Origin of the sequence: Streptomyces sp. NPDC019224 (genome assembly GCF_040632605.1) — a bacterium.
Classification (GTDB): Bacteria; Actinomycetota; Actinomycetes; order Streptomycetales; family Streptomycetaceae; genus Streptomyces.
The window spans coordinates 1-15071 of sequence record NZ_JBEYCF010000065.1; the positions used below are offsets into that span (position 1 = coordinate 1).

At 69.9% G+C, this 15071-nt stretch carries 11 protein-coding genes and 1 pseudogene; 8 read left to right on the forward strand and 4 right to left on the reverse strand.

The annotated features are described in order from the left end of the window. The first annotated feature begins 244 nt into the window (after positions 1-244). Entirely contained in the window at positions 245-1075 is an 831-nt protein-coding gene (locus tag ABZ564_RS29280; RefSeq protein ID WP_360862140.1) for a serine protease, read from the forward strand. Positions 1076-1180: 105 nt separating this feature from the next. Here the strand turns inward: ABZ564_RS29280 and ABZ564_RS29285 are convergent, their stop codons facing one another. Next, entirely contained in the window at positions 1181-1411 is a 231-nt protein-coding gene (locus ABZ564_RS29285; RefSeq protein ID WP_018105354.1) for a hypothetical protein, read from the reverse strand. 434 nt (positions 1412-1845) lie between these two features. Here ABZ564_RS29285 and ABZ564_RS29290 point away from each other — a divergent pair, with 434 nt between their 5' ends. From ABZ564_RS29290 to ABZ564_RS29305, 4 genes and pseudogenes are all read left to right on the forward strand, one after another. Then, positions 1846-3966 carry a DNA topoisomerase IV subunit B gene (locus ABZ564_RS29290; RefSeq protein ID WP_360862141.1) on the forward strand — a complete coding sequence of 707 codons (2121 nt, stop codon included), beginning with the start codon at positions 1846-1848 and terminating at the stop codon, positions 3964-3966. Positions 3967-4462: 496 nt separating this feature from the next. Then, a pseudogene (locus tag ABZ564_RS29295) lies at positions 4463-4669 on the forward strand (DNA-binding response regulator); the annotation flags it as partial. A 131-nt stretch (positions 4670-4800) separates the two neighbouring features. Continuing rightward, positions 4801-5244 (forward strand): DUF485 domain-containing protein, encoded by a 444-nt coding sequence (locus ABZ564_RS29300; protein WP_360862163.1) that lies wholly within the window; start codon positions 4801-4803, stop codon positions 5242-5244. Beyond that, complete coding sequence (locus ABZ564_RS29305; RefSeq protein WP_360862142.1) at positions 5241-6833, forward strand: cation acetate symporter; 1593 nt, start codon at positions 5241-5243, stop codon at positions 6831-6833. The genes ABZ564_RS29300 and ABZ564_RS29305 overlap by 4 nt, the downstream gene beginning before the upstream one ends. A 16-nt stretch (positions 6834-6849) precedes the next feature. Here the strand turns inward: ABZ564_RS29305 and ABZ564_RS29310 are convergent, their stop codons facing one another. Continuing rightward, positions 6850-7344, reverse strand: a complete 495-nt coding sequence (locus ABZ564_RS29310; protein WP_360862143.1) for a hypothetical protein — start codon at positions 7342-7344, stop codon at positions 6850-6852. Positions 7345-7563: 219 nt separating this feature from the next. Here ABZ564_RS29310 and ABZ564_RS29315 point away from each other — a divergent pair, with 219 nt between their 5' ends. Then, complete coding sequence (locus ABZ564_RS29315) at positions 7564-8586, forward strand: LacI family DNA-binding transcriptional regulator (RefSeq protein WP_360862144.1); 1023 nt, start codon at positions 7564-7566, stop codon at positions 8584-8586. Positions 8587-8626: 40 nt separating this feature from the next. Here ABZ564_RS29315 and ABZ564_RS29320 read toward each other — a convergent pair whose 3' ends face one another. Next, the gene (locus tag ABZ564_RS29320) at positions 8627-10003 is read right to left on the reverse strand and encodes a citrate synthase (protein WP_360862145.1); all 1377 of its coding nucleotides are present in this window, start codon (positions 10001-10003) and stop codon (positions 8627-8629) included. A 134-nt stretch (positions 10004-10137) separates the two neighbouring features. Between ABZ564_RS29320 and ABZ564_RS29325 the strand changes: the two genes are divergently transcribed. Beyond that, positions 10138-11298: a citrate synthase/methylcitrate synthase gene (locus ABZ564_RS29325; protein ID WP_360862146.1), complete on the forward strand. Its 1161-nt coding sequence runs from the start codon at positions 10138-10140 to the stop codon at positions 11296-11298. An 18-nt stretch (positions 11299-11316) separates the two neighbouring features. Beyond that, entirely contained in the window at positions 11317-12435 is a 1119-nt protein-coding gene (locus tag ABZ564_RS29330) for a GTP-binding protein (protein WP_360862147.1), read from the forward strand. A 26-nt stretch (positions 12436-12461) separates the two neighbouring features. On the opposite strand, the gene ABZ564_RS29335 is transcribed toward ABZ564_RS29330, so the two are convergent. Beyond that, positions 12462-14912 carry a DNA topoisomerase IV subunit A gene (locus ABZ564_RS29335; RefSeq protein WP_360862148.1) on the reverse strand — a complete coding sequence of 817 codons (2451 nt, stop codon included), beginning with the start codon at positions 14910-14912 and terminating at the stop codon, positions 12462-12464. Positions 14913-15071: the final 159 nt, after the last annotated feature.

Genomic DNA, 15071 nt, shown 5'->3' on the forward strand with positions numbered 1-15071 from the left:
CCACCTAACTTTTCTCCCCCCCCCCCCCGGCGGTGTCCCCGGCGGGCGCGATCTTCCGCCGCGGCGGGGGGGGGTTTATTACCCGCGGCGGGGGGCCCGGCTCCCCACAAGGGGAGCCGGGCCCTCGCTGCGTGTCCTGATCTGCGCGGGAATCGTCGCCTTTTTCGTGCGAAGCAAAGGTGCGCATCGGCGTCGGCGGAATGACTCTGGGTGGGCATGGTCCATCACAGAGTCAGGAGTACGCATGTCCCGCACCCTCGTCCGCATCATGACCGGGGCGCTCGCCCTCGCCGCCGCCGCGGCCGTGATACCGCTCGCGTCCCACGCCCCGGCGGTCGCGGACAGCATCATCATCGGAGGCCAGCCCGCCCACGTCGCCGACAGCCCGTGGGCGGTGGCACTGTCCAGCCGTGACCGGTTCGGGGGTACCAGGGCCGGCCAGTTCTGCGGTGGTGTCGTGGTGGAGCCGAAGAAGGTGCTCACCGCCGCGCACTGCCTGAGCCGCGAAGCGCTGGGCACTGATGTCGACCAGGTGAGTGATCTGCGGATCATCTCAGGCCGGGACGAGCTGAACGGCACGGGCGGCAAGGAGGTTCCGGTGAGCGGAGCGTGGATCAACCCCGGGTTCGACGCCGCCACGAACCGTGGGGACGCCGCGGTGCTCACCCTCTCCGAGGCGCTGCCCGAAGGGGATGTGATCCCCCTGGCGGAGGCCGGTGACTCCGCGTACCGGGCCGGTACGCCGGCGCTCGTCTACGGATGGGGCGATACCACCGGCTACGGCGACTACGCGTCGTCACTCAGGTCCGCCCAGGTGAGCATCCTGCCCGACCGCTCGTGCGAGCAGGCATACCCCGGCGGTGGGAACGGTACGTACGACGCCTCGTCGATGCTCTGTGCGGGCGCGCCCGAGGGCGGGTACGACGCGTGCCAGGGAGACAGCGGAGGGCCTCTGGTGGCCCAGGGGCGGCTTGTGGGACTGGTGTCGTGGGGGAATGGCTGCGGGCGTGCCGATAGCCCCGGCGTCTACACACGGGTCTCCGCTGCCATCGGTTGGATGGCGGCGGCCGACTGACCGGCACAGGCTCCGCGGGTACGAGAACGGGCGGCTTCCCTCAGCTGGGAGGCCGCCCGTCGGCCGGTCCGGGACCGGCCCCCGGCTCGTCGTGGATGCGAGGTGTCAGTGTTCCTCTTCGGCGGCTTGGGCCTGCACGGCCGTCAGTCGGTCCGTCTCATCCTGTATTTCCGCGGCGATCTTCTTGAGTTCCGGCTCGAACTTGCGACCGTGGTGGGCGCAGAAGAGCAGTTCACCGCCGCTGATGAGTACGACGCGCAGGTAGGCCTGGGCGCCGCAACGGTCACAGCGGTCTGCTGCGGTCAGCGGGCTCGCGGGGGTCAGAACAGTAGTCACGTCGCCTCTTCTCTAGCTCGACGAGCTGTCGTACCAGGGTCAACATCCAACCAGGCCGAAAACGTTCCCGCTCGTGGCTTTTCTTCGAAACTTCTTCTCAGGATGGCTGTCTGTTGCCGGTTCGTGGCGAATGTGCCGTATTGCGTGGCGCTACGGTTTCGCGTTGCTTGGCTTGGTCAGTCCGGGCCGGCTGGCTTGCCGGTTGTTGATGAGGACGTGCCCGGAGCCTAAATGGTTCATGCCTGGAAGGGAACGTGATGTGCATGTCACCCTCATGAGGGATCGAACGTGCATGCGAATCTGGTTTAGTGTGGGGGTTCTTCGAGGGTGGCGTTTCACCCGCTCTACCAGGCATCGGTACCCTCACAGCGGCAACCGAAGCCGAGCCCGTGACCCACTGGGCCCCAAATGAAATTCAGCGAGGAGCGAACCGCGTGACCGCCGATACGTCCGTGCCGTCCACTGCGCTGCTGACCGGAGCAGACCGAGACGGTTCCAACTACACCGCGCGGCACCTGCTCGTACTCGAGGGGCTCGAAGCGGTTCGTAAGCGCCCCGGCATGTACATCGGGTCCACCGACAGCCGCGGCCTGATGCACTGCCTCTGGGAGATCATCGACAACTCTGTCGACGAGGCCCTCGGCGGCTACTGCGACCACATCGAGGTCGTCCTCCACGACGACAACTCCGTGGAGGTCCGGGACAACGGCCGGGGTATCCCGATCGACATCGAACCCAAGACCGGCCTGTCCGGCGTCGAGGTCGTGATGACCAAGCTGCACGCCGGGGGCAAGTTCGGCGGCGGCTCCTACGCCGCCTCCGGCGGATTGCACGGCGTGGGCGCCTCTGTGGTCAACGCCCTCTCCGCCAGACTCGACGTCGAGGTCGACCGCAACAGTGCGACCCACTCGATCAGCTTCCGGCGGGGTGTCCCGGGGATCTTCACCGAGCAGGGCCCGGACAGCCCGTTCGACCCGGCCAACGGGCTGCGCAAGGGAAAGCGTGTCCCGAAAGCGCGTACCGGCACGAGGGTGCGGTACTGGGCCGACCGGCAGATCTTCCTCAAGGACGCGAAGCTCAGCCTGGAGACGCTCTACCAGCGGGCCCGCCAGACGGCCTTCCTCGTCCCTGGCCTGACCATCGTCGTGCGCGACGAGCGGGGTCTGGACGGAGCCGGCAAGACGGAGGAGACCTTCCGCTTCGACGGAGGCATCAGTGAGTTCTGCGAGTACCTCGCGCAGGACAAGGCCGTCTGCGACGTCCTGCGCCTGACCGGGCAGGGCACGTTCAAGGAGACCGTTCCGGTCCTGGACGAGCGCGGACACATGACGGCCACCGAGGTCACGCGCGAACTGGGCGTCGACATCGCGCTGCGCTGGGGCACCGGGTACGAGACGAACGTGAAGTCCTTCGTCAACATCATCGCCACCCCCAAGGGCGGCACTCACGTGACCGGGTTCGAGCGCTCCGTGACCAAGACGGTCAACGAGGTGCTGCGCTCCGCGAAACTGCTGCGCGTGGCCGAGGACGACATCGTCAAGGACGACGCCCTGGAGGGCCTCACCGCGGTCGTGACCGTGCGCCTGGCGGAACCGCAGTTCGAGGGGCAGACGAAGGAGGTGCTCGGTACTTCCGCGGCCAACCGGATCGTCGCCAACGTCGTGGCCAAGGAGCTCAAGGCCTTCCTCACTTCTACCAAGCGGGACGCGAAGGCGCAGGCCAGGGCCGTTCTCGACAAGGCGGTGGCAGCCGCCCGCACCCGGATCGCGGCTCGCCAGCACAAGGACGCCCAGCGGCGCAAGACGGCACTGGAATCGTCCTCGCTGCCGGCGAAGCTCGCTGACTGCCGCAGCGACGACGTGGAGCGCAGCGAGCTGTTCATCGTGGAGGGGGACTCCGCGCTCGGTACGGCGAAGCTTGCGCGGAACAGTGAGTTCCAGGCGCTGCTGCCGATTCGCGGCAAGATCCTCAACGTTCAGAAGGCATCGGTTTCCGACATGCTGAAGAACGCCGAGTGCGGCGCGATCATCCAGGTCATAGGAGCCGGCTCCGGGCGTACCTTCGACATCGACGCCGCCCGGTACGGCAAGATCGTTCTGCTGGTCGACGCGGATGTCGACGGCGCGCACATCCGCATCCTGCTGCTGACGCTCTTCCAGCGGTACATGCGGCCGATGGTCGAGGCGGGCCGGGTCTTCGCCGCGGTGCCCCCGCTTCACCGGATCGAACTGGTCCAGCCGAAGAAGGGCCAGGACAAGTACATCTACACCTACTCGGACAACGAGCTGCGCCAGCGGCTGCTGGAGCTCCAGCGCAAGAACATCCGCTACAAGGACTCGATCCAGCGCTACAAGGGCCTGGGCGAGATGGACGCCGACCAGCTGGCGGAGACGACGATGGACCCGCGCCACCGCACGCTGCGGCGGATCAACATCGGTGACCTGGAATCCTCCGAGAAGGTCTTCGACCTGCTGATGGGCAACGAGGTGGCACCGCGCAAGGAGTTCATCACCAGTTCGGCGGCGACGCTGGACCGCTCACGCATCGACGTCTGAGCGGCGGCCCCCGGGAGCCGGTCGACGTCCGGTGCAGGGTGGCACCGGACGTCGTCTCCACCCTGGGGCCGATCTGCTGAGCTGGGCTCTTCCGCAGCTTCGGAGGTGCAGAACTTCTCGCATCTCGGATGCGCCCCTGGCCGGGCTCGTCCAGACCTTGGTGATCGTCGCGGTCATCGCGCTCGTCCTGGTCCGGGTCGGCGGACTGGGCATGCGGGCGGCTCTGTACGGGATCGCGGTCGCGCCGGGCGTGCGTCAGGCCGCCACGCCCTGATGGCGGCCCTGGCGGCGGCTCTGCCGGTACGGGAGGGGCTGCTGGCGCGGCGGGCCACAGTGATACCCGCGCCGCGCGGCGGTCCTGCTGTCGGCGTTCCGGGCCGGCATGAGTGGAAGGACCACGTGCGAGACCCGCCTGTGGCCGGCGCTCGGTCTGCTCGGGATGCTGGGCCGGCCGCGTTCGGGGTGGGGCGTGGGGGCAGCTGGCCAAGGACGCCGGGGCGGCGAGATCGTGCGGGCGGTCGAGGCCGTGCTCTCGGGGAGGGGACTCTCGTCCACTGTGCAGCGCCGACTGCTGGAGCAGGCCACGGTGAGGAGTCACATCAACAACCTCTTCGCCAAGGCGGGGCTCCGCGACCGGGCCCGAGGGATGCGCTATGCCTCCATGCGGGGGCCGGCACGTCCGCCCGGGAGATCCTTCACCTGAAGAGGTGAAGTCTGGCGAATGATGTGCCCGGGATCTTCCCGATCTGCCCATTCTTGGATACGCGGCCGAAGTGGTTCGTGGACAAGGGGAGTTGTTCGGTGGAGAAGGAAGCAGGGCGCGAGTCCGCGGCGATGCGGCTGGACGACCCGTGGGACGACGCGCCGGCCTCCGCTGGGGAGGAGCCGGGCGGTTCGGGGGGCCCCATGCCCTCCGTGGTGCCCGGGCAGGTCGCGCCGCCGGGTGGGACCAGCGCGGCGGACATCTATCTGGAGGTGCAGCGCAGCGATGCCTTCCAGGAGGTGCGCCGCCGCTACCGGAACTTCGTCGTACCCGCCACCACCGCCTTCTTCGTCTGGTACCTCGCCTATGTCGTCACGGCGGTGACCGCGCCCGGGCTGATGGCGCGGCCGGTGGCCGGGGCGGTCAACGTGGCCATGGTCGTGGGGCTGGGCCAGTTCCTGACGACGTTCCTGCTCACCGGGGCGTACGCGAGGCATGCGCGACTGCGCCGGGACCGGGCCGCGCTCGACCTGCGCTGGGAGACCCAGGAGATGACACGGGGGGCCGGACGTTGAGCGGCGACCACCAGACCCTGGCGCTGCTGCTGTTCAGCGCCTTCATCGCGGTCACCCTGGGCATCACCACCTGGGTGAGCCGCAACAGGCACGGCTCGGCGGAGGAGTTCTACGCCGGCGGCCGTCTGTTCTCCCCCATGGAGAACGGTTTCGCCATCGCGGGCGACTACATGTCCGCCGCGTCCTTCCTGGGCATCTCCGGCCTGATCGCCCTCTTCGGCTACGACGGGATGCTCTACTCCGTCGGCTTCCTCGTCGCCTGGCTTGTCGTCCTGCTGCTCGTCGCGGAACTCGTGCGCAACTGCGGTCGGTTCACCCTCGCCGACGTGGTGGCGGCCCGGATGGCGGAGCGCCCGGTCCGCATCGCCGCGGGGACGTCCTCCGTCACCGTGTCCGTGCTCTACCTGGTGGCGCAGATGGTCGGCGCGGGCAGTCTGGTCGCCCTGCTTCTCGGCGGGACGAGCGGTGCCGCCCGGTCCTGGACCGTCATCGGCGTCGGGGCACTCATGGTCGTGTACGTGTCGCTCGGCGGGATGCGGGCCACCACCTGGATCCAGATCGTCAAGGCCGTCCTGCTGATGGCGGGCACCGTGGTGCTCACCGTGCTCGTGCTGGTCCACTTCCACGGGAACATCAACGAGTTGCTCAACTCCGCCGCCGATCGCAGCGGGCACGGCAAGGATTTCCTCTCGCCCGGTCTCCGGTACGGCGGGAGCTGGACGGCGCGCATCGACTTCATCAGCCTCGGTCTCGCCCTGGTGCTGGGCACGGCGGGGCTGCCGCACATCCTGTCCCGCTTCTACACCGTCCCCACCGCCCGCGCGGCCCGCCGGTCCGTGGTCTGGTCCATCGGCCTCATCGGGAGCTTCTACCTGATGACGATCGTGCTGGGATTCGGGGCGGCCGCGCTGGTCGGCTCGGCGGACGTACGGGAGTCGAATCCCGCGGGGAACACGGCTGTACCGCTGCTGGCCATGGCGCTTGGCGGCGGAGACGGCTCCACCGGGGGAACGATCCTGTTCGCCGTGGTCGCCGCCGTCGCCTTCGCGACGATCCTGGCCGTCGTCGCCGGGATCACTCTCGCCTCCTCCGCGTCCGTGGCCCACGATCTCTACGCCTCGCTCAAGCGTCCCGGTGCCAAGCCGCGCAGCGAGGTGGCCGTGGCCCGGGTGGCGGCGGCCGGCATCGGAGTCGTCGCCATCGGGCTGGGTCTGCTAGCCCAGGACCTCAATGTGGCGTTCCTCGTGGGCCTCGCCTTCGCCGTCGCCGCGTCGGCCAACCTGCCGGTCCTGCTCTATTCGCTGTTCTGGCGGAACTTCACCACGCGCGGGGCGGTCTGGTCGGTCTACGGAGGGCTGGTACCGGCCGTGCTGCTCGTTGTGTTCTCCCCGGTTGTTTCCGGCAGTTCCAGCTCGCTCTTCCCCGGTGCCGACTTCCAGGTCTTCCCGCTGGAGAACCCCGGCCTGGTTTCCATCCCGCTGGGCTTCCTCGCCGGCTGGATCGGCACCGTCACCGCGAGCGAACCACCGGACGCGGCCAAGTACGCGGAGACCGAGGTGCGGGCGATGACCGGGGCGGGGGCGGTCTGAGCGCCGCCCCCGTCCGTCAGAGTCCGTCCGTGCAGAAGACGCATTCCTCCCAGAACGGCAGCCCGTTCAGGACGCGGTGACGAACGCAGGAGGCCCGCGCGGCCTCCTGCGGTCCGGGCAGGACGTCCTCGCCGGCCTTCGCGGTGGCGAAGTCGAAGTCTTGGACCATCGCCCGGTAGGTGCGCAAGTACCCCTCGACCCGGGGTGGTTCGTACGTCAGCTCGTCCCACCGGTGGCGGGTCAGGGCCAGATCGAGGACGCGCAGCAGGAAATCCTTGGCCGCGGCGGCCTCCTGCGGCGACTCGCCCCAGTCCAGCTCCTCCAAGGCGAAGCCGACGACGCCCCGCCCCATCACGTTCTGGTTCTGGAGCGACAGGAGGGCGGCGAAGCGGAAATCCCATGGTTCCCGCGCCAACTCCGAGACGGCGAAGGTCAGTACGTCCACGAACACCGCCGTACCGCCGTTGCTCAGGGACAGGTGCCGATCGTTGCCGCCCTTGAACTTGTTCATGTCTTCGAGGGTATGTGGGCAGTTCGACCCGTGCTCTGAGGGGTGCCTGGGCGGGCGGTGGCGGGTACGGTGGCGCCGGTGGGGGAGCGGCGGCTCCACGCCGGCAGGAGCAGGGCCCGGGGAGGCCGCTGAGGAGCATTCTGCCGACGCCTGCCGAAATTCGTCTTTGGTTCCCACCCCACGCAATCTTCTTGCGTTTCTTGCGCTAATCTTGCAGGCATGACGCGACGACTTGCTCAGGTGGCACAGAAGGTTGGAGTCAGCGAGGCCACGGTCAGCCGGGTGCTCAACGGCAAGCCGGGCGTTTCCGACGCCACGCGGCAGGCCGTTCTCTCGGCGCTGGACGTCCTCGGTTACGAGCGCCCGACCCAGCTGCGCGGTGAACGGGCCCGGCTGGTCGGCCTCGTCCTGCCCGAGCTGCAGAACCCGATCTTCCCCGCCTTCGCCGAGGTGGTCGGCGGTGCGCTCGCCCAGCAGGGCCTCACCCCGGTTCTCTGCACGCAGACCAAGGGGGGTGTCTCCGAGGCTGACTACGTGGAACTGCTCCTGCAGCAGCAGGTCTCGGGTGTGGTCTTCGCCGGTGGCCTCTACGCCCAGGCCGACGCCCCGCACGATCACTACAAGGTGCTGGCCGACCGGAAGATCCCCGTCGTTCTGATCAACGCGGCCATCGCCCATCTCGGCTTCCCCTGCGTCTCCTGCGACGACTCCGTGGCCGTCGAGCAGGCGTGGCGCCACCTGGTCTCGCTGGGCCACGAGCGCATCGGCCTGGTGCTCGGCCCCTCGGACCACATGCCCTCGCAGCGCAAGCTCACCGCCGCCCGGGCGCTCGCCGGGGAGTCGGGCACGAGCATCCCGGACGAGTGGGTCGCCCGGGCGATGTTCTCGCTGGAGGGCGGGCAGGCCGCCGCCGCGCGGCTGCTGGACGAGGGGGTCACCGGATTCATCTGCGCCAGCGACCCCCTGGCTCTCGGGGCCGTGCGCGCGGCGCGGCGGCGGGGCCTGTCGGTGCCCGACGACGTGTCCGTCGTCGGGTACGACGACTCGGCCTTCATGAACTGCACCGAGCCCCCGCTCACCACCGTCCGCCAGCCGATCGAGGCCATGGGGCGTGCCGCCGTCGAACTGCTCTCCGTGCAGATCGGTGGCCGCGCGGTGCCGTCGGACGAGCTGCTCTTCGAACCGGAACTGGTCGTTCGGGGTTCCACGGCCCAGCCGCCGCGCGCTACGGCTTCCCGCTGACCGTCGGGAATTTGCGGCACTGGCGCCCTCAATTGCGTGGCTATTGGGGCGGGAGCGGCTGGGGCGGCCGAGGGCCGGTGTAGTGCCCGCTGGGGCGCATCCGCAGCGGGCGTTCCCCGTACTCCTCCAGTGCGTGCGCGATCCAGCCCGCCGTGCGGGAGATCGCGAACACCGTCTCTCCCGCCTCCGCCGGCATGTCCGAAGCGACCGAGAGCACGGCCAGCGCCAAGTCGACGTTGGCGTGCAGAGTCGCGTCGCGCGCCGTGGTGGCGACCACGTCATGGGCGGCGGCCAGGGCCTGTGCCGCCTGTGGGATGCGCGCGAGCAAGCTGAAAAGGGTGCGGGCGCGCGGGTCCTCGCCGGTGTACAGCCGGTGCCCGAGCCCCGGTACCCGGCGGCCGGCCCGCAGATGGTCCGCCACCACCGGAGCGGCGCCGCCGCGCTCCAGGACCTCGGCCAGCATGCGGTGGGCGAGCCCGCTCGCCGCGCCGTGCAGAGGACCTTCCAGTACGCCGAGCCCCGCCGACACCACCGCGTACGGATGCGCCCGGGCCGATGCGGCGACCCTGGCGGCCAGTGTGGAGGCCGCCAGATCGTGGTCGATCAGCAGCGCGAGCGCGGTGTCCAGGGTGGCGAGTGAAGGCTCGTCGGGCTGACGGGCGGTGAGTTTCGGCCACAGTTGACGGGCCAGGCCGACCGAAGCGGCCGCACCGCCCGGCGCCGCCGGTTCGCCCGGGTCCGCCGCACCGCCGGGCTCCCGCGCGCCACCCGTCTCCGCCGCACCGCCGACCGCACCGTCGTCCCCACAAGCACCCGGCCCCTCGTCCCCGCCCACCCTCGGCAGTGCCGCGACCAGCGTCGGGATCAGGCTTCGCGCGCCGCCGAGCACCGCATCGCGCGACAGGTCGAAGCGCAGCGGGTCGGCTGCGGCTGCGGCGACCACCGCCACTCGTAGCCGGTCCGTGGAGCCGCAGTGCACCGGCAGCGCGCCCACCGCACGCCGGGCCGCCGCCACCGCCTGCTCCGGGGCAGTGAAGCGGACGCCCGGCCGCAGCTCACCGGTCCACAGCCACTCGGCGACCTCCTCGTACGAATAGCGGGCTGCCAGCTCCGTCGCGTCCACGCCCCGGAAGTAGTAGCGGTCATCGGCGATGAGGGTGACGCCGGTACGGACGGCCTGCTCGCCCGTGGCCGAGGACGGCTCCCTGCGTCCCGTGCGCCTGGCCAGCGCGTCGACCTCCGCCGCATCGAACGTACTGCCGCGTCCGCCAGGCGCACGGCTGCTGCTCAGCTGGCCCCGGCTGACATAGGCGTACACCGTCTCGGGCTTCACTCCCAGCCGCTCGGCCGTTTGCCGCGTCGTGAGCCGCTGCCCGCTCGCGCCGGGTTGCTCGGCCGCCTCTGATCGATCCGTCATGCCGTCACCGTATCCCTATGCGTCCTTGGCATCCATGCATTCATGTTGATTCAATCAATATTGACAGCCATATGGTCATGCATGGACAGTCGAATCAATATCAAGGAGTTCTCGGGCTGCCCACGGAGGAAGCAATGACGACCATGACCGGCGTAACACCGCTCGACGTCCCCCGAGGTCTTGCGGGGGTTGTCGTGACCGATACGGCCCTGGGAGACGTCCGGGGGCGGGAGGGCTTCTACCACTACCGCCAGTACTCGGCGGTCGAGCTGGCACAGTCCCGTAGCTTCGAGGACGTCTGGTACCTCATGACCGAGGGCGAGCTGCCCGGCCCGGCCGCCCGCGCCGACTTCGCCACCCGCACGGCCGCTCTGCGCGTACTTCCCGCCGCGGTGCGCGACGCCCTGCCTGCCCTGGCGCGTGCGAGCGCGGTGTCGGGCCCGCTGTCCGGGCTGCGTACGGCGCTCTCCCTGCTCGGGGCGTCGGCCGGGTTCCGGCCGGTGTACGACATCGACGCGGACCGTCGCCGCGCCGATGCCCTGGCCGTCTGCGCCGCCGTCCCCACCGTGCTGACCGCCCTGTACCGCCTCGGCCAGGGGCTCGAGCCCGTCGAGCCGCGTGCCGACCTGCCGCACGCGGCCAACTACCTGTACATGCTCACCGGTTCCCTCCCGGACGACGCCCGGGTCAGGGCCGTCGAGCAGTATCTGATCTCCACGGTGGACCACGGTTTCAACGCCTCGACGTTCACCGGCCGGGTCGTCGCCTCGACCGGCGCGGACGTCGCCGCCTGCCTGGTGGCCGCCGTCGGAGCGCTCTCCGGTCCACTGCACGGCGGCGCCCCCAGCCGTGCCCTCGACACGCTCGACGCGATCGGCACCCCCGACCGCATCGACGGCTGGATCCGCGAACGGGTACTCGCCGGCGACCGGATCATGGGCTTCGGCCACCCGGTCTACCGCACCGAGGACCCCCGCTCGCGCATGCTGCGGTCCATCGCCCAGGGCTTCGGCGGCCCGCTCGTGGACTTCGCCGTCGAGGTGGAGCGGCAGGTCGAGGCGATCCTCGCCGAGCTGAAGCCGGGGCGTGAGCTGCACACCAACGTGGAGTTCTACGCCGGAGTGGTCATGGAGCTGTGTGGCCTGCCGCGTGAGATGTTCACGCCGACCTTCTGTGCGGCGCGGGTGGTGGGCTGGAGCGCCAATATCCTGGAGCAGGCGGAGGACTCGAAGATCATCCGCCCGGCCGCCCGCTACGTCGGCCCGCCCCCGCCGCAGCCGGTCCCGGCAGCCTGATCCCGTAGGAAGGCCCCGTTGAGCTCGTCGTCGCCCCGCAGCCCACAGATCCCGGTCGTCGTCCTCGCTGGATTTCTGGGATCCGGCAAGACGACGCTGCTCAACCATCTCCTGCGGCACCGAGCGGGGAACCGGATCGGCGTGATCGTCAACGACTTCGGGGCCATCGAGATCGACGCCATGACCGTCGCCGGGCAGGTCGGGTCCACCGTTTCCCTGGGCGGCGGCTGTCTGTGCTGCGCGGTCGACGCGAGCGAACTGGACACCTATCTGGAGACCCTGACCCGGCCCTCCGTCCGGCTCGACGTGATCGTCATCGAGGCGAGCGGCCTCGCGGAGCCGCAGGAACTCGTCCGGATGATCCTCGCCGGCGACAACCCGCGCATCGTGTACGGAGGCCTGATCGAGGTGGTCGACGCCGCCGAGTTCGAGGAGACACGGAAGCGCCATCCGGAGATCGGCCGCCATCTCGCGGTGGCCGATCTCGTCGTGCTCAACAAGACGGACCGGGCAGGCGACGAGGAGTGTGCCCGCGTCCGTCAGGCCGTCGCGGAGACCGGCAGCACGGCAGCGATCGTCCCCGCCACGTACGGGCGCATCGATCCCGAGTTGCTCTTCGACCCGGCGCTGCGGCCCGACGGCGAGGAGAAGGCGCGTCAGCTCACTTTCGAGGACCTCTACCTGGAGGAGCGCGCGGCGGAGGGCGGCGACGGGCACGGAGGCCATCTGCACACCGCGTACGAGAGCGTCGACTTCGACTCCGACGTGCCGATGGACCCCCGCCGGCTGATGCGGTTCCTCGACTCCAGGCCCGAGGGGCTGTACCGCGTCAAGGGGTACGTCGATTTCGGCGCGGGCGACCCGGGCAACGCCTACGGGGTGCACGCCGTAGGCAGGTTCCTGCGGTTCACCCCCAGGCCGTGGACGCGCGGCGAGCCGAAGCGGACTCAGCTCGTCCTGATCGGCTCCGGCATCGACGTGCCCGCCCTGCGCAAGGAACTGGCCACCTGCCGGGTCGCGGAGGAGCCGGCCGTTACGGGGGAGACGGCCGGGGAAACGCAGCAGGACGCCGCGTACGAGCGGGCCATGTGGGGCGTCCTGCGGTACGTGCAACAGCCCGGCGACGACGACGCGTAGGGCGCCCCGCCGCCGGGCCGGACGGCCTACACCGGGCCGGCGATCACCGCGACCGGGCTCGCCAGTGGCGTCCCCGAACCGTCGCGCCTCGGGTCGGGCTCGGGCAACGGGGCCGGGGCACCGTTCTTCTGCGCGGCCCTGGCCGGCAACGCGCCCGCCCAGGCGAACACCAGCACGTCCTCGCCCTTCAGGAACCGCTGACAGCGCACCCCACCGGTCGCCCGGCCCTTGCGCGGGTACTGGTCGAACGGGGTGAGCTTGCAGGTCAGGACCGAGTCGTCCAGCGTGCCGTGCGAACCGGCGACGGTGAACACCGCGGCGTCCGCCGCGGGGTCCACCGCCGCGAACGAGAGCACCCTGGCCCCCGCCGCCAGCTTGACGCCCGCCATACCGCCGGCCGGCCGCCCCTGTGGCCGAACCTGCGCCGCCGGGTAGCGCAGCAGTTGCGCGTCCGAGGTGATGAAGACCAGGTCCTCCTCACCCGTCCGCAGCTCCATCGCGCCGACGATCCGGTCACCGTCCTTGAGGGTGATGACCTCCAGCTCGTCCTTGTTGGCCGGGTAGTCCGGCACCACGCGTTTGACCACGCCCTGCAGCGTGCCGATGGCAAGGCCCGGTGAGGACTCGTCGAGCGTGGTGAGGCAGACCACCTCCTCGTCCGCCTCCAGCGTCAGGAACTCCCCGACCATCGCCCCGCCCGACAGGTTGGGCGCCTCGTGCGTGTCCGGCAGCTGGGGCAGATCGATCACCGGCAGCCGCAGCAACCGCCCGTTCGACGTCACCACCCCGATGTCACCGCGGGCCGTCGCCGGCACCGCCGAGACGATCGTGTCGTGCTTGGCCCGCTTGGCGCCCTCGGTGAAGACGATCGGGTCGTCGTTGGCCGTACGCGCCAGCAGGCCCGTCGACGACAGCAGCACCCGGCACGGGTCGTCCGCCACCTCCAGCGGCACCGACGCGACCTGCGAACCGGCCGACTCCAGCAGCACCGTGCGCCGGGCGGTGCCGAACTTCTTGGCGACCGCGGCCAGTTCCGAGGAGACGAGCTTGCGCAGCTCGGCGTCCGATTCCAGGATCGACGTCAGCTCGGCGATCTCGGCGTCCAGCCGGTCCCGCTCGCTCTCCAGCTCGATCCGGTCGAACCGGGTCAGCCGGCGCAGCGGCGTGTCCAGGATGTACTGCGTCTGGATCTCACTCAGCGAGAAGCGCTCCATGAGCAGCTCCTTCGCCTGCGCCGAATTGTCGCTGGACCGGATGAGCCGGATGACCTCGTCGATGTCGACCAGCGCGACGAGCAGACCCTCGACCAGATGCAGCCGGTTGCGGCGCTTGGTGCGGCGGAACTCACTGCGTCGGCGCACCACGTCGAAGCGGTGGTCGAGATAGACCTCCAGCAGCTCCTTGAGCCCCAGGGTGAGCGGCTGGCCGTCGACCAGCGCCACGTTGTTGATGCCGAAGGACTCCTCCATCGGCGTCAGCTTGTAGAGCTGCTCCAGCACCGCCTCCGGCACGAAGCCGTTCTTGATCTCGATGACCAGCCGCAGGCCGTGCGAGCGGTCGGTGAGGTCCTTGACGTCGGCGATGCCCTGGAGCTTCTTCGCCGAGACCAGGTCCTTGATCTTGGAGATGACCTTCTCGGGGCCGACGGTGAAGGGCAGTTCGGTGACGACGAGGCCCTTGCGGCGCGGTGTGACGTTCTCCACGGCGACCGTGGCGCGGATCTTGAACGAGCCACGGCCGTTGGCGTACGCGTCCTTGATGCCGCCGAGGCCCACGATCCGCCCGCCGGTCGGCAGGTCGGGACCGGGGACGAACCGCATCAGCGTCTCCAGGTCCGCGCCCGGATGCTTGATCAGGTGCCGGGCCGCGGCGATGACCTCGCCCAGGTTGTGCGGCGGCATGTTGGTCGCCATGCCGACCGCGATCCCGGTCGTGCCGTTGACCAGGAGATTGGGGTAGGCGGCCGGGAGGACGACCGGTTCCTGCTCCTGACCGTCGTAGTTCGACTGGAAGGCGACCGTCTCCTCGTCGATCGACTCCGTCATCAGCGAGGTCGCGTCGGCCATCCGGCACTCGGTGTACCGCATGGCGGCCGGCGGGTCGTCGTTGCCCAGGGAGCCGAAGTTCCCGTGCCCGTCGACGAGGGGGAGGCGCATGGAGAACGGCTGGGCCATGCGCACCAGCGCGTCGTAGATCGACGCGTCGCCGTGCGGGTGCAGCTTGCCCATGACCTCGCCGACCACCCGGGCGCACTTGACGAAGCCGCGGTCCGGGCGCAGGCCCATTTCGTTCATCTGGTACACGATGCGGCGGTGCACCGGTTTCATGCCGTCACGGGCGTCCGGCAGGGCGCGGGAGTAGATCACCGAGTACGCGTACTCGAGGAAGGAGCCCTGCATTTCGTCGACGACGTCGATGTCGAGGATCTTCTCCTCGAAGTCGACCGGCGGCGGGGTCTTCGTGCTGCGGCGGGCCATCGCTGCTGCGACTCCTTCACGGATTTCGTGCGGGCAACCTCAGGTTCCCTCAGGTTCTGACGCGCACCATTGTGGACCGCCGCACTGACAACCCCGACCTCGACCCGTCCCAAGGGGCCCCCGCAGCCGGTCCCGAGGCGGCGGAAGACCCCCTTCCGG